This window comes from Curtobacterium sp. VKM Ac-2884 (genome assembly GCF_015350945.1).
GTDB lineage: Bacteria > Actinomycetota > Actinomycetes > Actinomycetales > Microbacteriaceae > Curtobacterium.
In genome coordinates this window covers 600527-617449 of sequence record NZ_JADKSA010000002.1, presented here as the reverse complement: position 1 = coordinate 617449, position 16923 = coordinate 600527, and the positions used below count along the sequence as shown (strand labels likewise).

Below are 16923 nucleotides of genomic sequence, written 5' to 3'. Positions count from 1 at the left end.
CGTCGTCCTGGCTCACGTCGTTCCCCCGCTCTCGATTGCGAGCAGTCGCTGTCGCATGTCGACGTATGCCGTCCGGTCAGGGGCCACGAGCAGGTACGGCATCATCACCTCGTCGAGCGATGCGAGCCCCGCGTCGATGAGCGCGGCCTGGGCCTCGAGCCAGTCCTTCGCGATCCGCCACGCGACCCGGGCTGCCTGCTCGGACGTCTGCTTCGCCTTCGGGACCTTGCTGTCGCGCTGCATGGCCGCGAGTACGCCGTCGGTGCGGACGGGGAGCTCGAACTCGCGGACGCCGTAGTCGGTCTTCATCGTGAAGGCGAGGCCCGCGGGGACGCCTTCCTCGTCGAACAGGGTAGAGATCCGCTGCACGCCGCGTCGTGCGAGCGCTGTCTGGATCTCGCCCATGGTCTTGCCGACCGCGATCTCAGTCGTGTAGTTCAGGATCGGCATCAGCGGTCCTCCCGAGGTGTCGCGGGCGGCGGGGTCACGTCGCGGATCGTGGACGGGTCGAGCGCTGACATGGGGCCGACGCCGAGTGCGGACGCGATCAAGCCGTCCTCGCGCACGGCCCACCGCCAGACGTCATCGGTAGCAGCGGCCGTGAACGTCGTCCCCGGCACCATGTCGGCGATGCTTGGCGGGGCGACTGTTTCTTCGTCTTGTGCAGTCGGTGTCGGCGTCGCACAAGATGGTGAATCGAGATCAAACGGCTCGGTGGTCGGCGTCGGCTGCGAGAGCAGGGCGAGCATGCGCTTGGCGGCGTCGGCCGGGGTGTGTCCGTCGTACTCGGGCGGGAGAGCCACCGACCGGACCTGGAACAGGTCCCAGTGCTCGAGCCTGTAGTGGTTCGAGATTTGCCCGGTCGGCAGCTCGGCGACGACGATGAACCAGCCTCCCCCGAAGCAGTCCTCGCCGTCCGAGTGCTGCATGGACTTCACGACGGGATAGGTGCCGTTTCGCTCCCACTCGTTGAACAAGAGGGCGTTGTAGAGCATCCGGTACTCGTACAGCTCGTCGAGTGTGTGGTGCTCGTCGCCCTCGGCGCGGAGCGCGTCCTCGGCATCCTTGAGTGCCTTCTTCGCGAACAGTGACATCACGCCTGCGTGCCGAGCCCACGCGACCCTCTCGACGAGTGGGGCTTCCAGGCCGGGGTAGTCGACCTCGTCGCTCATGCTGATGCTCCTGTCGGGTTACTCGCGACCTGCGGCTCGTGCGGCTCACGGCCGTCGTCGTCGTTTAGGTGCCGCGGGCGCCCCCGCTCCGGGTGCTCGACCAGGTCGCCGCACACGCGGCACCGCTGCACCTCCTGCGTCGGGTAGTAGCCGTGCTCGTCGTAGAACGCGAGCACGCCCTGCCGGTCCCACACGTTGCGCTCCTCACGGAGGGCGACGACGAGGTGCCGGGTCGCCTTCTCCGTCGCCAGGTGATCCGCGGCGGGCTCCTCGTGGCCGCAGTGCTCACAGCGGAGCACGAAGTCCGCGACGTCCTCCGACGCCCACTCAGCACCGAACGCAAAGTGGTCGCACACCGGGCACGGCCGGGGCAGGACGTGGCGATCGCCGCGCGGTGCACGTGCGTACCGGGCCTGCGCCGACCGGATGATCGTCGACACGTCGTCGAAGTACGCGCGGCCGAACTCGTGCGCGGCGATCTCGTCGTGCCGGATGAGCAGCCACGTCGTCAGGTAGCCGACGAGCTGGCCTGCGCCGGGCGGGGTGACGGTGCCGCGGAAGCCCTGCACGTCGGACTTGTTTCGCCAGACCGCGAGGAGCGTGGCCGGTGGGTTGACGGAGAGCCGTTCGGCCCAGTAGTCGACCCAGTTGACGAGCTGCGCGTACAGGCTGTCGGAGTCGTCCGCGGCCTCGATCCGCATCGGTGCCGGCGGTTCCTTCGAGGCGGCTCGGGGCATGCCGTCCTTCGCGCCGCCGAGCCCCGGGACGACGAGCGTCCGGATGTACGCGACGAGGCCGGGTGCCTCGAGGAGGCGGCGGCGGGCCCGGGCCGCGGCGAGGGCGAGCGACGTGCCGTCGTCGACCTCGATGGTGGTGGTGTCGGTCATGCGGCGTCCTCCGGTCCGTTCTGATCCGCCACGAGCCCGATGACAGGCATGTCGGGACGGATCATCTTCAGCTCGCTGATCGGGTCGATCGAGGTGTGGTCGGCGGGGTCGAGTGGCGCGACGTCACGGTGCGTGCCGAACTGGGGCTCGAGCGACGTGAGGTAGGCGTTCACCTTGTCCCAGCTGTCGAGTCCGTCCGGCACGACAACCGTCGCGAGGTCGGGAAACTGCTCTCGCAGGCTTGGCTCGATCTCTCGGCTGACGCGCGGCAGCTGGTGGGTCATGGTGCGCTCGCCAGTCATCCAGTCGCAGATGCCGTAGACCTCGCCGACACCGCCGGGCGCGATGAACTTGCCGTCCGTGATGGTGAGGATCGTCCCGACGTCGAACTGCTTCGTGGTCATGATGATGTTTCCTTCGTGATCGGGGCCGCCCAGGGCGACGGGATGGCAGTGAGTTGGTGGGACGCGACCCACTCGTTGCGGCGTCGCTCGCGTTCGAGCCAGCCGACGAGGCGAGCCGCGCTGTAGAACGCCCGGCCCACCGCCTCAGCGGTCTGAGCGGCCACGCGGCCCAGCTCCGATACCGCCTCCGCCAAGCGGTCCATGAACCTGCCGATGTTCGGCAGGATCTCAACCCACGCCGTCTTGACGGATCTGCGACGGAGCCGGCGTCCGGCGGCGCGGTCCTTCATGCGGGGGAAGTGCTCCCGCGTACGTGGCCGCCCCATCAGAACGGCGTCTCGTCGTCGAACGAACCGCCCGGCTGCGTCCACCCGGACGACTGCGGCTGCTCGCCGCCCTGCGGCGCCCACGGCTCCCCACCGCCCTGCTGCTGGCCGCCGCCACGCTGCCCGCCTCCGCCCGACGTCGCCCGGGTGACCTGCGCGGTCGCATACCGGAGCGACGGGCCGATCTCATCGACCTCGAGCTCGATGCTCGTGCGCTGCTGCCCCTCCCGGTCCTGGTAGCTCCGCTGCCGGAGTCGCCCCTGCGCGATCACGCGGCTGCCCTTCGTCAGCGACGCCGAGACGTGCTCGGCGAACTCACGCCAGACCGACGCCCGGAGGAACAGCGCGTCGCCGTCCTTGAACTCGTTCGCCTGCCGATCGAACGTCCGCGGCGTCGACGCGATGGTGAAGTTCGCCACCGCCAGCCCGTTCTGCGTGTACCGGAGCTCGGGGTCAGCGGTGAGGTTCCCCACCACGGTGATCACGGTCTCGCCAGCCATCAGTTCCTCGTTCCTGCCGCCGTGGCGGCCTTCGTCACGCCGGACCACTCAAGGGCCCGGTCGATTGCCTTGTCGATCTCGTCGCGCAGCGCTGCTGCTTCCGCGGTCTCGAGCTGCACCTGCACGCCGCGGACCTCCACGGACACCCCGCCGAAGTCGTCCGCCCAGGCGTCTGCGATGACCTCGGTCTTCGTACGGGTGACCGCCGCGCGGTAGCCGCTGCCGCTCGTCTGCTTGCGCTCGCCCATCAGCTGGCCTCCTCGTATGGCGCCCGCAGGTACCCGAGCAGCTCGAGCACGGCCGCGTTCGACCACCCCGACTCGGTGAGCTCGTTGCCCGCCCTGGTGAGGTCGATGCGGGTCACGATCTCGTTGAGCACCACCGCGGCATCGTGCCGGTGGGGCCGCAGCCGGTCGAGGATCGCGACCCGGTCGGGGAAGTACCGGTAGACCGTCCCGATCGAGCAGCCCGCGATCCGGGCGACGTCGGCCGTCGTGAACTTGTCGATCCCGATCGCGGCGATCGCCGTCTCCGCCGCCTGCTCGATGCCAGTCAGTCGCGCCGCCGAGCGAGCCTGCACGGGCGTGTTCCTCAGTTCCAGCGTCATCACGCTGCCTCCGTTCCGTCGAGGGCCACCGCTCCGTACGGCGACCACGTCCTGTCCCTGAGACGCGCGAACTGGCCCTGCCAGATCAGCGACACCTCCCCGTTCTCCCCGTGCCGGTTCTTCGCGACCGCGACCGTCAGGTCCGCCGGCGCCTTCCGGTCGTACGACAGCAGCAGCACCACGTCAGCGTCCTGCTCAATCGACCCGGACTCGCGCAGGTCCGACAGCATCGGCACCCGCGACTTCCGGCCCTCGACCTGACGACTCAGCTGCGACAGCGCGATCACCGGGACGCCGAGCTGCTTCGCCATGAGCTTCAGCTGCCGCGACATCGACCCGACGAACTCCTGCCGGGACTGCTTCGGGTCGCCGCCCTCGAACAGCTGCAGGTAGTCCACGACGACGCCCGCGAGCTGCCCGCGGCGCGACACCGACCGGATGTACGCCCGCATCTCCGCGAGCGTCGTCGACTCGTCGTCGATGAAGATCGGCGCGCCCTGCATCTTCTGCCGGGCGATCGCGACCCGCTTCCACTGCTCGTCGTTCAGCGTGTGGTTCCGCAGCGACTTCATGTGGACCTCGCCGAACTGCGAGATCAGCCGCAGCTGCAGCTCGTCCTCCGACATCTCGAGCGACATGTAGACCACCAAGCCGCGGCGAGCGAGCGACGTCGCGAGGTTCATCCCGAGGATCGTCTTCCCCTCACCGGGGCGTGCGCCGACGATGACGAGGTTCCCGGCCGCCAGGCCGCCGATGACCTTGTCGAGGGACTCGAATCCGGTCGACACGAACTCCGGCTTCTCGTCGAGCCGATCGATCGTTGACGCGAGGGTCTCGCCGACCGGGTGCACGTCGACGCGGGTGTTCTTCGCGACCTGCTCGAGTTCCTGCTGCGCTTCGTCGACCAGCCGCAGCGGGTCGCCTTCGGTCACCGAGCCCATCTGTGTGATCCGCATGCCAGCGTCGCGGAGACGCCGGCGGATCGCCTTCTGCCGGACGATGTCCGCGTGGAAGCCGACGTTCGCTGTCGTCGCGACGAGCGACGTCAGCTGGAACAAGTACGCATCCCCGCCGGCCTTCGCGATCTGCCCGGTCCGCTCGAGCTCGTTGATCACCGCGATGGTGTCCGCAGGCTCGTCGCGCTCGGCGAGGGCGGCCGCGGCGCGGGCAATGAGCTCGTGCTTCGGCTGGTAGAAGTCCGACGGCGACAGGGTGTCGAGCGCCGTCCAGATCGCCTCACGGTCGAGGAGCATCGCACCGACGACGGCCTGCTCAGCGACCTGGTCGTACTGCTGCACGTCATCCACGTCGCATCACCGCCTCGATCCACTCGGTGTCGCCCTCGTGCTCGTCGAACTCCTCGACGGTCACGCCGTGCGCGGCGCACCACGCTGCCTTCTGCTCCGCGAGCAGCTCGGCCGTCGCGTTGACCCCGTACCGGGGCGTCGGCGATGCGAGCTTCAGCACGTCGGCCGGCATCACCCATCGGTGCTCCTCGCGGTAGTGCTGCTGCACCGCCTCGAGCGCCGCGTCGTAGTCGAGGTGCCCGATGAGCTGGTGCCACGTCCGCGCCGACAGCTCCGTCAACGTGCGGCCGTCAACGCCCTGAACCCAGAGCAGCAGCTGCGCCACTTCCGAGACCTGCATGTGCTTCCTCCTCTCGCAGTCGGGCGACGAGCGCCAGCCCTTCGTCCTGTCGTTCCTGACCGCGGCCGTACCGCGGCATCGGCAGCGGGTCGTTCCACCGCTCCTGGTTCAGCCACGTCGTCAGGTGCGGCACGAACTGCACCGGCGTCCCGACCGTCGTGTGCGCTTCGCCGTGACGAGCGATCGATGCCGCGAGCTCGATGGCGGTGATCGTCCTGCCGCGGACGAGCTGTCCGAACTTCTCCCGCGCCTTCTTCTTCCCGTCGCCCCGAGGCCACGACTTCCAGGCCTCCTCGAACAGCTCGTCCTCGCGCGCGTTGGACGGTTTCTGGACGGGTTCTTCTCCGTAGGAGAAGAGGGACGGTTTGTGTGCAACAGGTTGCACGTCGTGAGTACGCGATCTCGCACCCCGTGACGCGTCAGATTGCACGTCGTTCACCGACGGGGTGCAGGACTTGCCTGCCGTCATGACGACGTCGTAGACCACCGGCCGACGGTCCGCCCGGAAGTGCGCGACCAGCTCCTGGTCACCCTTCCGGATCAGCCCGTTTTCCTCGAGCGCCCGCAGATGCGACGCCACACTCCGCACAGAGCAGCGAGCCCGCTCACCGATCCACTCCCGCGACGGGTACGCCGCGGTGCCGTCGTCATGCGCCCGATCGGCGAGAGCCAGCAGCACCAGCAGGTGCGACTGCGTCGTCACCGGCGCTTCGTACAGCACCCACGTGATCACCTTCAGGCTCATGGTCTTCCTCCTCTCGTTCGTCCATCTCGCCCGCCTCGATGCGGGTCTTCATGCCCTCGGCCATCGCGGCCAGGAGGGGGTTCCGGTGGCTCTCCCACCGGGCGAGGTGCGCGAGCACCGCGGCCTTGCTCAGCGCGGTCACGTCGGGTTCCACGGGATTGGGTTCTGCGGAGGGCGACCACACTGCTTGCACTTCATGCCTCGGCTCGCGTTCCGCTCCTCGAGCACGTCCCGGTGGTAACCGCAGACGAACGTCGGCATCCCGCACGTGTGCTCGAACCACCACGCGGCTGCCCGATCGCACCGCTTCGCGACGCAGTCGCGGCGACCGGCCCCCGTCTCATCCAGTACGACGAGCCCGATCGTTCCGGCCGCGGTCATGGCCACACCACCGGCGCCGGCCACGCGGACACCACCTGCCCGTCGTCGCGGAGCAGCACCAGCCCGTGCACCGCGTGCCGAACCTCGACCAGCTCCGGGTCGTCGTGGCCGCCGATCTTGATACCCCGCTGCACGGCCTCCGCCTGCCAGCCCGGATCCGACTCGATCAGCCCGTTGATCTCCGACTCGAGCCACACCACGTTTGACAGCCGGTGCTTCGACTTCCGTCCGCCCATGCCGCCCTGCCGGTGCTGCGGCACGAGGGTGTCCCCCTCGTTGCCCGTCCACGCCGAGCGACGGCCGTCGCGGTCCTCCAGCGCGGCGAGGAGCGCAGCTGGGGTCTGCGAGCTCACGAGAGGTCACCCGCCTTGAGAACGGCTGCGAGAGCGGCATCAGCGGCTGCCCGCAGCTCCGCGCGCAGCGGCGCCATCACCTCTCGGTCGAACTCCTCGGAGTTCGCCTCGAACGCGAGAACCCGAGGGGTTGTAGCAGCGAACATCGCCAGGGTGGCGCGCTGCATGCGCTCGTCCCGCACCCACACCTCGGTGCCCGATGGCCACACGACCACCGTGCCGTGAATGCTCCGCTTGACCGTGGGATCGAGGTCGAACAGCGTGACCGTGCTCATGACTCCTCCCGAGCTGCAACTTCACGGCGCAGGTGGTTGATCTCGATTCGGATAGAGCGGAGCGCTCGCTCCCCGATCTCGGCCAGCGCCCGCTGCAGCTCGAGTGACTCGGCGAGCGTCCGCATGGCGTCGTCGAGCACGCGCTTCCCACGCGGCCGCGGCTCCTCCACGGACTCGACGACCGGCTCCGGCACGACGGCCGAAGCGACGTCGGCCACGACCGACACCTCGCCCCGCTGCTCCTGCAGCTCAGCCCGCTTCCGCGCCCGGTACTCGCGCTGGTAGTCCTGCTGCGCCTGCACACACGACCGGCCGTCGTCGCCACCAGGACACGTCTCCGCGTCCCGGCACCCCCGGGCGTACCCGTGGGTCGTCCCGTGGTTCACGTCCGGCACCGAGGCGGGCGCGGACGGTTCGGGTTCCTCCGCGATCACCTCCGGGGCCGGCACGCGGTGCGCCTTCCGCTGAGCACGCTTCGCCGCCGCGACCTTCTGCGTCGGCTTAACAGACTCAGTACGGGCGTCCGCCTCTGCCTGCAGGAACTCGACCTCGCGGTCCTTCGCGACCGCCTTGCTGTAGCCGAACTCCATCCGCGACCGCGACTTCGCCGTCATGCACGTCTGCGCCCACGGCCCGTCCTTGCCCGGACAGCCGCCCAGCGAACGGCAGCCCGCGTCGTAGCCGGCCGTCGTGCCGTGGCCCGAGAACGAGTCCTCGAGCAGATCCGCGCCGCTCACGCTGCTTCACCACCCCGAATGAGGGCGAGCGGACCGGACTCGATCGCCGCTACCTTGATCCGCATGGACAGCGGGTGGGCAGTGGTCATCGGTGCCGTCGTAGCGTTCGCCGGAACCGTCCTCGGGCCCTGGCTTCTGGACTGGACGAAACGACGGAGCGAGGCTGAGCGCGCTCGTCGTGACGAGCTCTCCGAGATCCTGCCGCGCCTCTTCGCCAGCTTCTCCACACCAGCACCGAGCGCCGACGAAGCGGAGATCCTCGTCCGCGTCCAGCTTCTCCTCACCGCCGAGGAAGCCCCCATCGGGAACCTGCTGATCGCGACCGCCGCGAACCGGTCGAGCTCCATCGTCTCGTCGGCAGCTGTCACCGCGATCTCCATGTGGTTTCGCGGCCAGCGCACACCGCTGGAAGGGGCGAAGCTCTTCGAGCAAGCCACCGGGCTCACTGTCACTGCTCCGTAGCCGGTCATCGCCGCACCTCAACCGTCACCGCGTCATCGACCGTCAGCACCTTCGACGAGCCGAGGACCTCGGACGGCGAGAACCGCAGCTCGGTGACCGGCTTGCCCGCGACACCCATGAAGTGCGACACCAGCGACAAGGTGCCCGTGTGAGCGCCGTCCAGGCCGGTCACCGGGACCGCCACCGTCTTGCCGAGCGCGTCCGACCCGAGGTCGCCCGCGTAGCACTTCCGTTCGTCAGCCATTACTGACCGCCCTTCGCGACCTGCGCAGCGATCGCCGGAAGCGCCGTCCCGAAGAACCACCGCTGCGCGTCCACGCCGTTGCCCGCGAACTGGTCGAGACCGTCGATACCGTCGTGCCACTGGCCGGTGAACTCGTTGTTCCACGCGATCTGGACGCCGAGCTCTGCTGCGTGTGCTGCGGTGCGGACGATGTAGTCGGCGTGGAGGTCAGCGCAGCCCCGCCCGCGGTCGTCACGGAAGCTGTAGGCCGTGTCGAACGTGAGGTCGACGTACCCGCCTGGTTCCGCGTCGAAGTGCGCGCGCTCGTTCGCCAGCTCGTCCGGGAACTCGTTCCAGAAATCCGAGCCGACTGGCAGCGATGGCTGGAACTCGAACGGCTTGCCGCCGTTGTGCTCGGTGATCAGCCACGCGGCGAACCCCTGACCCGGAGCGTTGGCGATGCTCGTCTCGCGGACGTCGAACTGCGGGTTCTTCACCTTCAGCAGTTCCTGGTTCGCCCAGTCGTGCAGCGCCCGCGCGTTCACTGGGCTCTTGATGCGCACTCGTGTGTTGAGCGTCATTGCCTTCTCCTACCTCTGCTCCGGGACGTGCCCGTGAGCCTGGAACTGATCCGCCGCGCGCTGATCGGCGCGGTCGGTGCGGTGGTTGTCGCCCGCCGCAGCGAACGTGTCGAGGAGCTTCCGGAGCCACTGCTCCCTCTTCTCCGCGACGAGCAGCTCGAGCAGCAGCCGGTGCCCGTCGTCCGAGCCCTCCGCCATCTGCTGCGCGAGGGCCCTCGACGTCTTGTGCGCCGCGACCTCGCGGACCGTCGTCGACGCGATGTGGTGCTCGTACTTCGCCTTCGCCGTCGCGTACGCCGCCCCCGCCTCGCGGAGGAACTGCGCGACCTCGAACCGCATCGCGATGAGCTGCGCCCCGTACGAGCCGCCCAGCGTGCGGGCGATCGCGTTCACGAGCGCGACGTGCAGCGGGTCCGTGCGGTCCGGCCGGTGGATGCCGACCGACGCGAGCACGCGCAGGATCCGCGGATCGAGGCCCGGCTCGTCGATGACCTCGCCCGTGCCGGCATCCACCGCGCTCATCGGCCCTGCTCCGGGGTCTCGACGAGGAGGGCGTAGCCCCAGCCGTAGTAGCCGTTGTCGCCACCCTCGCTGCGGACGATCTCCGACTTGATCCCCGCGGCGTAGACGAACAGCCGCAGTGTCGCCGAGCCGTCGCCGTGGGTGCTCCACTCTCCGTCGAGGTCCTCGGCCGTCTCGACGCCCGTGATGATCTGGTCCGGAGCGACGGCATCAGGGTTCTCGACCGACCAGCAGCCGTTCGAGCACGCGCATCCGCCGTCGGTGGCGATCGCCTTCAGCACCTGGCCGTCATCGAGGACGAACTCGACCGCGTTCATCTCGTCCGACCACGGCTCAGCCTTCGCCATGCTCTTGCGGGTCTCGACGATCCGGCGGCCGACGAGGAGCTCACGCAGAGCGAGCTGGTCGTCGTACCCGATGCTGCGGGCGCTCATCGGTCGTACCCGCTGCTGCTCGGCGCCGGGCCGTCGACCTCGGTGCCCTCGAGCACCCCGTCGACGGTCTCCACGCCGTCGTCCGCCTGCGGCACCTCAGCCGTCGCCCAGTCCGTGACCGGCTGCTCCTGCTGCTCCGCCCACTGCGGATCCGGCTCCGGCGCCGGCGGGTTCGCCGCCTCGGCCAGCGCCGTCAGCCGCGCGGCGATCGCTTCCTTGATGCCCTCGCGCTCGTGCTTCGGGATCCGCCGGTACAGGGCGTTCGCCGAGTCCCGGTCCGTGACCTTCGCCGCCTCAGCGAACCAGTCGTTCTGCGGCTGCTCCGGCTCCTGCACGAGCGCGGGCTGCTGCTCCGGCTCGGCGGGCTGCTGCTGCTGCTGCTGGGGACGCTGGCGGTTGTCCGCCTGGTCCATCTCCTCCGTCGAGTACAGCCCCGACAGGTCCTGCGGGAACGCCTTTCGGAGTGCCAGCATCTCCGCGCACTTGCCGAGCATCAGCGCCGGCATCTTCCGCCACATGTTGCCGCCGGCGTTGTACGCGTCGAACGTCGCCACCGCGTACAGCGGCTCGACGAAGCCCTCGCGGTGCACGCCCACCCGGGCTGCCTTCGGTGCGTCGCTGGCGAGCCACACGTCGACCCAAGTCACACCGTCAGCGGTCCACTGCGTCGGCGTCTGTCCGCGGTACTGACCGGTCCGCTCGGCGACGAGGCGCGCCCCGTCGATCGAAACCTGCGTGCCCCACTTGCCGCCCCGCTCGATGCAGTAGATCTGCCGAGCGATTGGGTCCAGCCCGGTCCGGCGAGCGTGGAGCAGGAACGCCTCCACCACCGGCCGGGGCGCGAGCCGCCTGTTCGCCGCGGGCCCGGTCACGAGCCCTGCCGCCTCGACGAGCGCCGACTCGGCCGCCGTCCACTGCGAGGGATCTCCCGACTGCGGGAGCGCCACAACTGCGTTCGTCACTTCTTCGTCTCCTTGGTCGTCTTCGCCGCGGTCACCCGCAGCGCCGCCTTCTTCACCACGACGCGCTCCACGCGCGCCTGCACGACGAAATCCGTCTCGTGCGCGTCCACCGCCAGCTGCTCCCGCGCCAGCGCCTCCTGCGCCTGCTCGACGTCGTGCTGCGCCTGCTCGAGCCGCTCGTACAGGCCCGCCGGCGCCGCCGCCTTCGCGGCCACCTGGTCGAGCTCGAACACCGGCTTCTCGTCGACGACCTCGGGCGAGAACGACACCCGAGCGAGCGGCGACTCCTGCACGAACGACTCGTCGGACTCGACACGCTCGAACATCGCCCGGAACGCCGGCTCCTTCAGCGCCTTGCCCTGCTTCTCGTAGTCGAGACCGCGCAGGTAGTTCAGGGCGAGGGTGTCCAGCTCCTCGTCGATCACCGGACCCTCACCAGCACGCGCCGCCGCCAGGGCCGCGTCGAGCCGCTCGAGGAAGTGGTCCGCGAGGATCACGAGCTCCGAGAACAGGTCCGCGTCGAACGGGATCCACTGCGTCGGGACGAACAGGTCCAGCGGCTCCGGCTCCTCGTGCTGCCCGCCACGGGCGAGCCAGTCGCCGTCGTGCTGCTCCCACGCGTACAGGGACCGCCACGCGCCGATGATGCCCGTGGTCCAGCACTGCTGGATCCCGTAGCCCTTCTTCGAGTACGCCGCCGTTCCAGGCGCGATGTCGACGCCCGACGTCTTGATCTCTGCGACCTCGAGGCGACCGTCCTCGCCGACCCGGACCCCGTCCGGCGACGCCAGGTGCCGACGGTTCTCCGCCGAGCGGAACACGCGCGACTCCGGCAGCATCCCGAACTGCTCCTGCAGCTGCTCCGCGATGATCGGCTCACGCGTGTTGCCCCACGCCGTGTACCGGTTCCCGCCGAACCCACCGGCCGCTGCCGCCTCGATCTCCTCGGCCGTCGTCGCGAGCAGGAACGGCAGCTTCGCCTTGATCAGGTCGTCGACCGTGATCCCCTGCCCGCCGTGCGCCTTCATGTACAGGTCACGGACCTCCGTCGCGGTGACGCCGTGCGCCCGCTCGTTCAGCCAGACCGGCCGGTCCTTGTCCGATGCCCCGGCACGCGCCTCGAGCTCCGCCGGCAGCGACGTCCGCACGGCGCTCACGCGTCACCGCCGAAGGGCGTCGACAGCGCGGCGCCCATCGGCTCCGCGTCGGCGGTCTCGTCGAAGATGCCGAGCGTCTCGTTCCCCGTACGCACCTGGTACGCCGACTGCTGCAGCGCCTGCGCCGCGTCCACGCCGTCGCCAGCCATCGGCTCGATGTGCACGGCCTTCACCCGCGACTGACGGCCGTCCGCGGTGTCCAGGTGCCCGATGACCTCGTACGTGACGATCGCCGTCACCTTGTGACCGAGGTTCGCGGCCGCGAGGACCTCGTCGATCTCCGTCTCCTGCAGGCCGTCCCGAGTCTCCTCGAGCTTCAGCTTCATGATCTGCACGCTCACGACGCGCTCCCTTCGTTGATGGGCCAGGACACGGCGTCCATGGCCTCGATCTGTTGCTTGCTCGGCTCCCCGTCGATCGGCGAGCCGAGGGACCGTGCACCCATCGCCGCGAGGGCGAGGGCGTCGGCCACGTTGTGGTCCCGGATGACCAGGCCGGGATGGCGGGCACGCATCGACACGAGAACCGCGCGCTTCTTGGCGTTGCCGTCGTCGGCGGCGTACTTCGCCCGGGTCCGCGGGGACACGACGACGACGACGTGACCGCATGCCAGGAGAGGACCGCGGACCATCCACCGCTGCGCGTGTCGCTCGTCCGGCTTCCCGAATCTGGATCCCCAGGAGGGCCCCTCGAGGACGACGAGGGCTCCCGCGGGCACCTGCCGGAGCGTGCGTTGGGCCGTCGACTCGATGCGACGCCACGACTCCAATGCGTCGTCTGACGCTGGTGCGTCGATCCGATCGAGGGCCACTCGCCCATCGCTGATCACCGCGATGCCCGTGCTCGCCAGGGACAGGTCGAGGCCGACGACGATCACGAGTCGCACCGGAGGTGGTGGAACGTCCACCGCAGCGGCACGAGCCCGGCCGTCTTGCAGGCCGCGCATGCCTGGGTCGTCTGCAGGTTCTGCACCAGTGCGGCGTGCTCGTCGCACAGCAGCGCGATCGCACCGCAGTGGTTACAGCGGACGCCCCACTCCGAGGGCTTCGCGCACCGTTCGACGATGTCGGCCGTTCTCGGCGTCCGCTTGTCGCACCTGGGGTAGTCCGCCAGCGCGATCCGCAGGTGCACCGGCAGCTCCATCGCGGTCACCGGTCCCGCTCCAGCGTCGTCGCCATCCGGATCGCCGCGACCGCGACCAGGCACACGATCGCCGGCACCTGACCGCCGAACGCCGGAGCGTCCGTGACGTTGGCCCACAACGCCACCGCGGCCGCCGCGACGAACCACGGGACACCGCGGCGTGCAACCCGGCGCCGGTACTGCGCTGGCGTCTCCACTGAGGCCAGCCGCACCCACGCGTCGTAGCGGAGGCCGCTGATCATCCCGGCCTCGTTCGTCAGGCTGCGGAGCGTCAGCTGCACGCTCGCCTCGCCGTAGTAGATCGAGTGCACGTTCCACGGCTGGCCGTGGGCGTCGAGCACGACGTCGGTCGTGGTGATCTGATCCGCCCGCCGCAGGACGGCAGAAGGCATGGAGGTAGTACGGAACATGGGTCGTTGCCCTTCGAAGTGAGAGTTCGATCCCGCCGGTGTCGGAAGCCGGCGGCAGAAGATCAGGGAGAGGTCAGGCGGACTGGCGGAACGGGATGACGTTCGACTGCCGGTGCGGGCAGAGCGTGCCCCGCATCCAGGCGTCGAGGCACGTCTCCTCGATCCGCCAGGACGCGTTCACGGAGCGCTGCACGCCGTGGAGGGTGTCGGCTCGGCACGCGTCGGAGATCGTCCGCGGGTGCCGCTTGGCCTCCGCAGCGGCCTCGGCGACGGTGAGCCAGGCCATCAGGCCACCGCCGCCCGCGGCTGCTCGACCGGAACGAGGCCCGCGGTCTCACCGAGACGATCGACGTAGAACAGCGAGTCGATCGACACGGACGGGAACGCGAGCTTCACCCGAGCGATGAAGCTGCTCGACGGGGCGACGCTGCCCTTCATCACCCGGTGGAGGGTGGCGGTATCGACGCCGAGCAGTCGAGACAGATCGACGTTCGAGTCGAGCTCGTGGGCCCGGCGGAGTTCGTTCATCTTCGGGACGTTGAGACGCATCTGCGGCGTCTTCGCATCGATGCGAGGTGTTGGCATGCGGCAATAGTAGGCATGAGTTCGCATCAATGCGCACTACTGGCTTGCATGCGAGCCCGGCGTGTCGCACTTGGCCCCCGAACTGGCGGGCTTGCTTCACCCCAAAGTCGTTGCACGCATGCAATGGCTTCGGTAGCGTCTGTGCTGTGAACGACATGGACTGGCCGACCTACCTCGCCGAGATCTCCACGAACCACTCCGAGATCGCCCGCGCAGCCGACGTACACTCCGGCACCGTTGGCCGCTGGTTCAAGGGCACATCCCGTCCCGAAGCGTCCGCCGTCATCGCAGTGGCGCGGGCGTTCGACCGGAGCCCGGTCATCGCCCTCGTGGTCGCCGGCTACCTCTCCCGCGACGAGGTCGAGGGCCAGGTGCAGATCACCCCCGGCATGTCCCTCGCCGAGTTCTCCGAACTCGAGATCGCAGAGGAACTGGTCCGACGCATCGAGGCCGGCCAGACCACCGAGATCTCCGACGCCCCACTTGAGGTCGACCACCCGGCCTGGGCGAATGTCAGCGGCGCTCCCGAAGATGAGCAGGCGGACAGCGGGCGGGACTCCGACGCCGAGCTCGCTGACCTTCCAGAGGAGGTTCGCCTGTTCGTCACCCTCACCAGGGACGAGATGAAGGTGCGCGACGAGAACAACGTCGAGTACCCCGACGTCGAGACCGCCTACCGCGAGTTCCGCAACGAGCTCGCTCACAACGGCCTTCACATGGAGGACCTGAAGCACGCGGCGAAGTCCGACGCGCGCGAGGTGGAGGAGGACCAGCACACCCCATGACGGATCTGTACGACCCGCGCCAGCACGCGGCGGACCTGGGGGTTCCGATCGTCGAGTACCCGCTACGCGCGGACCTCGGTCGCTATATCCCCGCTCTGCACACCATCCTCATCCGCCCCCGCATGCGCGCCGCCCTCGAGCGGTCCGTCCTCGCCCACGAGGTCGTGCACGCCGAGCGACGCGAGTCCCAGACCGGCGTCCCGATCCTCGACCTCCGCATGGAGCGCAACGCCGACACCACCGCGTCGCTCCGGCTCATCGAGGAGGACCGGCTCATCGACCTCATGCAGTGGTCACCCGACGCCGGCCGCTGGGCCGTCGAGCTCGGCGTCACCGCCGACATCCTCGAAGCCCGCATCGCGCACCTGCGACGGCACCGACTCAGAGAGGCAGGCTGATGGCCTGGACCGAGAAGCTTCCCTCCGGGCGCTGGCGCGGCGCCTACCGCCTCACCGACGGATCAAAGCGCTCCGCCGGCACGTTCGACCACAAGAAGGCCGCGATGAACGCCGCGGCCGCCGCCGAGGTCAACGCGGCCGCGCTCGGCTGGCGCGACCCCCGAGCCGGCGCCCGCACCTGGGGCGACTGGGTCACCGAGTGGTGGCCGACCCGGAACGTCGAACCGTCGACCCTGCTCCGCGACGACTCGCGGCGGAAGACACACCTCGACGATCGGTGGGGGCCGATCCCACTCGTCGACATCACCCGCCACGACGTGAAGGCGTGGGCGGCCGAGCTGGTCGCCGGAGGCATGGCCGCCGCCACGCGGGACCGCTGCGTGGCACTGCTCTCCGCGTCGCTCGTGGCCGCCGTGGACGCCGAGGTCCTCACCGCGAACCCCGCCGCCCGGCTTCGGCTCGCATCTGCCGACAACACCCGCGAGCGGTACCTGACGAAGGACGAAGCGTTCCGGCTGCTCGACGAGATCCCCGAAGGCGTCCCCCGCGCGATGGCCGCCATGCTGTTCGGCACCGGCCTCCGCTGGGGTGAGGCCGCCGGCGCGACCGTGCAGCGCCTCGACCGCCCGGGCGCGCAGTTCCGCGTTGCCGAGACGTGGGACGACAAGCTGAAGCAGCCGAAGGACTACCCGAAGGGCCGCCGACGCCGCACCGTCCCCGTGCCCGACTGGACACTCGAGTACCTGAAGCCGCTCGTCACCGGCCGCCGCACCGGGTTCGTGTTCCTCAGCGCCGACGGCACCCCGCTCGACCACCACAACTACCGACGCCGCATCTGGATGCCCGCCGTCACACGCGCCGGCCTCGACGACGTCCACCTCCACGACGCCCGCCACACCTACGCGTCATGGCTGATCCAGCAGGGAGTCCCGCTCGAGGAGGTCGGGCGGCTCCTCGGCCATGTGTCGCCCCTCACCACCCGCCGGTACGCGCACCTCGCAGAGACACCGTCCGTCGCCGTGCTCGGCGCCCTCAGCCGCCCGGAACCGCGTGGGGCAGACGTGGGGCAGACCGACGCTCCGACGGACTCCAACGTGCTCCAATTCCGCCCCCGCCGAACCGGCTGAGATCCGCGCCAGCACTGGCCAGCACACGCATCGACTCCATTCGATGCCGATCCACGCTCACCCACCTCGACGCACTTTTAATCCGAGGGTCGTGGGTTCG

General features: G+C 69.6%; 30 protein-coding genes. 4 read left to right on the top strand and 26 right to left on the bottom strand.

Going from position 1 to position 16923, the window contains the following annotated elements; all coding sequences use genetic code 11:
• Window positions 1-12: 12 nt before the first annotated feature.
• The 14 genes from ITJ60_RS07505 to ITJ60_RS07440 all read right to left on the bottom strand — a co-directional run bounded on the left by ITJ60_RS07505 (window position 13) and on the right by ITJ60_RS07440 (window position 8034).
• Window positions 13-450: a hypothetical protein gene (locus tag ITJ60_RS07505; RefSeq protein ID WP_194647469.1), complete on the bottom strand. Its 438-nt coding sequence runs from the start codon at window positions 448-450 to the stop codon at window positions 13-15.
• Window positions 450-1172, bottom strand: a complete 723-nt coding sequence (locus ITJ60_RS07500) for a hypothetical protein (protein WP_194647468.1) — start codon at window positions 1170-1172, stop codon at window positions 450-452. The genes ITJ60_RS07505 and ITJ60_RS07500 overlap by 1 nt, the downstream gene beginning before the upstream one ends.
• Window positions 1169-2059 (bottom strand): hypothetical protein, encoded by an 891-nt coding sequence (locus tag ITJ60_RS07495; RefSeq protein ID WP_194647467.1) that lies wholly within the window; start codon window positions 2057-2059, stop codon window positions 1169-1171. Before ITJ60_RS07495 ends, ITJ60_RS07500 begins: the two co-directional genes overlap by 4 nt.
• Window positions 2056-2463 carry a hypothetical protein gene (locus ITJ60_RS07490; RefSeq protein ID WP_194647466.1) on the bottom strand — a complete coding sequence of 136 codons (408 nt, stop codon included), beginning with the start codon at window positions 2461-2463 and terminating at the stop codon, window positions 2056-2058. The genes ITJ60_RS07495 and ITJ60_RS07490 overlap by 4 nt, the downstream gene beginning before the upstream one ends.
• Window positions 2460-2753 (bottom strand): hypothetical protein, encoded by a 294-nt coding sequence (locus ITJ60_RS07485; RefSeq protein ID WP_194647465.1) that lies wholly within the window; start codon window positions 2751-2753, stop codon window positions 2460-2462. Before ITJ60_RS07485 ends, ITJ60_RS07490 begins: the two co-directional genes overlap by 4 nt.
• 35 nt (window positions 2754-2788) lie before the next feature.
• A complete protein-coding gene (locus tag ITJ60_RS07480; RefSeq protein WP_194647464.1) occupies window positions 2789-3289 on the bottom strand; it encodes a single-stranded DNA-binding protein in 501 nt (166 codons plus the stop codon).
• A complete protein-coding gene (locus ITJ60_RS07475) occupies window positions 3289-3537 on the bottom strand; it encodes a hypothetical protein (RefSeq protein ID WP_194647463.1) in 249 nt (82 codons plus the stop codon). The genes ITJ60_RS07480 and ITJ60_RS07475 overlap by 1 nt, the downstream gene beginning before the upstream one ends.
• Window positions 3537-3896 (bottom strand): TetR/AcrR family transcriptional regulator, encoded by a 360-nt coding sequence (locus ITJ60_RS07470; RefSeq protein WP_194647462.1) that lies wholly within the window; start codon window positions 3894-3896, stop codon window positions 3537-3539. The genes ITJ60_RS07475 and ITJ60_RS07470 overlap by 1 nt, the downstream gene beginning before the upstream one ends.
• Window positions 3896-5194: a replicative DNA helicase gene (locus tag ITJ60_RS07465; protein ID WP_194647461.1), complete on the bottom strand. Its 1299-nt coding sequence runs from the start codon at window positions 5192-5194 to the stop codon at window positions 3896-3898. The genes ITJ60_RS07470 and ITJ60_RS07465 overlap by 1 nt, the downstream gene beginning before the upstream one ends.
• A gap of 1 nt (window position 5195) precedes the next feature.
• Entirely contained in the window at window positions 5196-5543 is a 348-nt protein-coding gene (locus tag ITJ60_RS07460) for a hypothetical protein (RefSeq protein ID WP_194647460.1), read from the bottom strand.
• Window positions 5494-6246, bottom strand: coding sequence for a helix-turn-helix domain-containing protein (locus tag ITJ60_RS07455; RefSeq protein ID WP_194647459.1), 753 nt, complete (start codon window positions 6244-6246; stop codon window positions 5494-5496). The genes ITJ60_RS07460 and ITJ60_RS07455 overlap by 50 nt, the downstream gene beginning before the upstream one ends.
• Window positions 6247-6665: 419 nt before the next feature.
• On the bottom strand, window positions 6666-7022 hold the full coding sequence (locus ITJ60_RS07450; RefSeq protein ID WP_194647458.1) for a hypothetical protein: 357 nt from the start codon (window positions 7020-7022) through the stop codon (window positions 6666-6668).
• Window positions 7019-7297, bottom strand: coding sequence for a hypothetical protein (locus ITJ60_RS07445; RefSeq protein ID WP_194647457.1), 279 nt, complete (start codon window positions 7295-7297; stop codon window positions 7019-7021). Before ITJ60_RS07445 ends, ITJ60_RS07450 begins: the two co-directional genes overlap by 4 nt.
• Entirely contained in the window at window positions 7294-8034 is a 741-nt protein-coding gene (locus ITJ60_RS07440; protein ID WP_194647456.1) for a hypothetical protein, read from the bottom strand. The genes ITJ60_RS07445 and ITJ60_RS07440 overlap by 4 nt, the downstream gene beginning before the upstream one ends.
• Before the next feature lie 81 nt (window positions 8035-8115).
• On the opposite strand from ITJ60_RS07440, the gene ITJ60_RS07435 reads away from it, so the two are divergent.
• The gene (locus ITJ60_RS07435; RefSeq protein ID WP_194647455.1) at window positions 8116-8496 is read left to right on the top strand and encodes a hypothetical protein; all 381 of its coding nucleotides are present in this window, start codon (window positions 8116-8118) and stop codon (window positions 8494-8496) included.
• A gap of 4 nt (window positions 8497-8500) precedes the next feature.
• Here the strand turns inward: ITJ60_RS07435 and ITJ60_RS07430 are convergent, their stop codons facing one another.
• The 12 genes from ITJ60_RS07430 to ITJ60_RS07375 form a co-directional block, all read right to left on the bottom strand.
• Window positions 8501-8740 (bottom strand): hypothetical protein, encoded by a 240-nt coding sequence (locus tag ITJ60_RS07430; protein ID WP_194647454.1) that lies wholly within the window; start codon window positions 8738-8740, stop codon window positions 8501-8503.
• Window positions 8740-9300, bottom strand: coding sequence for a hypothetical protein (locus ITJ60_RS07425; RefSeq protein WP_194647453.1), 561 nt, complete (start codon window positions 9298-9300; stop codon window positions 8740-8742). The genes ITJ60_RS07430 and ITJ60_RS07425 overlap by 1 nt, the downstream gene beginning before the upstream one ends.
• Before the next feature lie 9 nt (window positions 9301-9309).
• Complete coding sequence (locus tag ITJ60_RS07420) at window positions 9310-9822, bottom strand: hypothetical protein (RefSeq protein ID WP_194647452.1); 513 nt, start codon at window positions 9820-9822, stop codon at window positions 9310-9312.
• Complete coding sequence (locus ITJ60_RS07415) at window positions 9819-10256, bottom strand: hypothetical protein (RefSeq protein ID WP_194647451.1); 438 nt, start codon at window positions 10254-10256, stop codon at window positions 9819-9821. The genes ITJ60_RS07420 and ITJ60_RS07415 overlap by 4 nt, the downstream gene beginning before the upstream one ends.
• Entirely contained in the window at window positions 10253-11218 is a 966-nt protein-coding gene (bet, locus tag ITJ60_RS19140; RefSeq protein ID WP_323749125.1) for a phage recombination protein Bet, read from the bottom strand. The genes ITJ60_RS07415 and bet overlap by 4 nt, the downstream gene beginning before the upstream one ends.
• Window positions 11215-12375, bottom strand: coding sequence for a YqaJ viral recombinase family protein (locus tag ITJ60_RS07405; protein ID WP_194647450.1), 1161 nt, complete (start codon window positions 12373-12375; stop codon window positions 11215-11217). The genes bet and ITJ60_RS07405 overlap by 4 nt, the downstream gene beginning before the upstream one ends.
• Window positions 12372-12716, bottom strand: coding sequence for a hypothetical protein (locus ITJ60_RS07400; protein WP_194647449.1), 345 nt, complete (start codon window positions 12714-12716; stop codon window positions 12372-12374). Before ITJ60_RS07400 ends, ITJ60_RS07405 begins: the two co-directional genes overlap by 4 nt.
• A complete protein-coding gene (locus tag ITJ60_RS07395) occupies window positions 12713-13252 on the bottom strand; it encodes a hypothetical protein (protein WP_194647448.1) in 540 nt (179 codons plus the stop codon). The genes ITJ60_RS07400 and ITJ60_RS07395 overlap by 4 nt, the downstream gene beginning before the upstream one ends.
• Window positions 13249-13527, bottom strand: coding sequence for a hypothetical protein (locus ITJ60_RS07390; RefSeq protein ID WP_194647447.1), 279 nt, complete (start codon window positions 13525-13527; stop codon window positions 13249-13251). The genes ITJ60_RS07395 and ITJ60_RS07390 overlap by 4 nt, the downstream gene beginning before the upstream one ends.
• A complete protein-coding gene (locus ITJ60_RS07385) occupies window positions 13524-13910 on the bottom strand; it encodes a hypothetical protein (RefSeq protein ID WP_194647446.1) in 387 nt (128 codons plus the stop codon). Before ITJ60_RS07385 ends, ITJ60_RS07390 begins: the two co-directional genes overlap by 4 nt.
• A gap of 91 nt (window positions 13911-14001) precedes the next feature.
• Complete coding sequence (locus ITJ60_RS07380) at window positions 14002-14214, bottom strand: helix-turn-helix domain-containing protein (RefSeq protein ID WP_194647445.1); 213 nt, start codon at window positions 14212-14214, stop codon at window positions 14002-14004.
• On the bottom strand, window positions 14214-14513 hold the full coding sequence (locus ITJ60_RS07375; protein ID WP_194647444.1) for a hypothetical protein: 300 nt from the start codon (window positions 14511-14513) through the stop codon (window positions 14214-14216). Before ITJ60_RS07375 ends, ITJ60_RS07380 begins: the two co-directional genes overlap by 1 nt.
• A 146-nt stretch (window positions 14514-14659) precedes the next feature.
• Here ITJ60_RS07375 and ITJ60_RS07370 point away from each other — a divergent pair, with 146 nt between their 5' ends.
• From ITJ60_RS07370 to ITJ60_RS07360, 3 genes are read left to right on the top strand one after another with little or no spacing between them, the layout of a single operon-like run.
• Window positions 14660-15298 (top strand): helix-turn-helix domain-containing protein, encoded by a 639-nt coding sequence (locus tag ITJ60_RS07370; protein WP_194647443.1) that lies wholly within the window; start codon window positions 14660-14662, stop codon window positions 15296-15298.
• Window positions 15295-15696, top strand: a complete 402-nt coding sequence (locus ITJ60_RS07365) for an ImmA/IrrE family metallo-endopeptidase (protein WP_194647442.1) — start codon at window positions 15295-15297, stop codon at window positions 15694-15696. The genes ITJ60_RS07370 and ITJ60_RS07365 overlap by 4 nt, the downstream gene beginning before the upstream one ends.
• Window positions 15696-16823 (top strand): tyrosine-type recombinase/integrase, encoded by a 1128-nt coding sequence (locus ITJ60_RS07360; protein WP_194647441.1) that lies wholly within the window; start codon window positions 15696-15698, stop codon window positions 16821-16823. Before ITJ60_RS07365 ends, ITJ60_RS07360 begins: the two co-directional genes overlap by 1 nt.
• The last annotated feature ends 100 nt before the right edge of the window (window positions 16824-16923 follow it).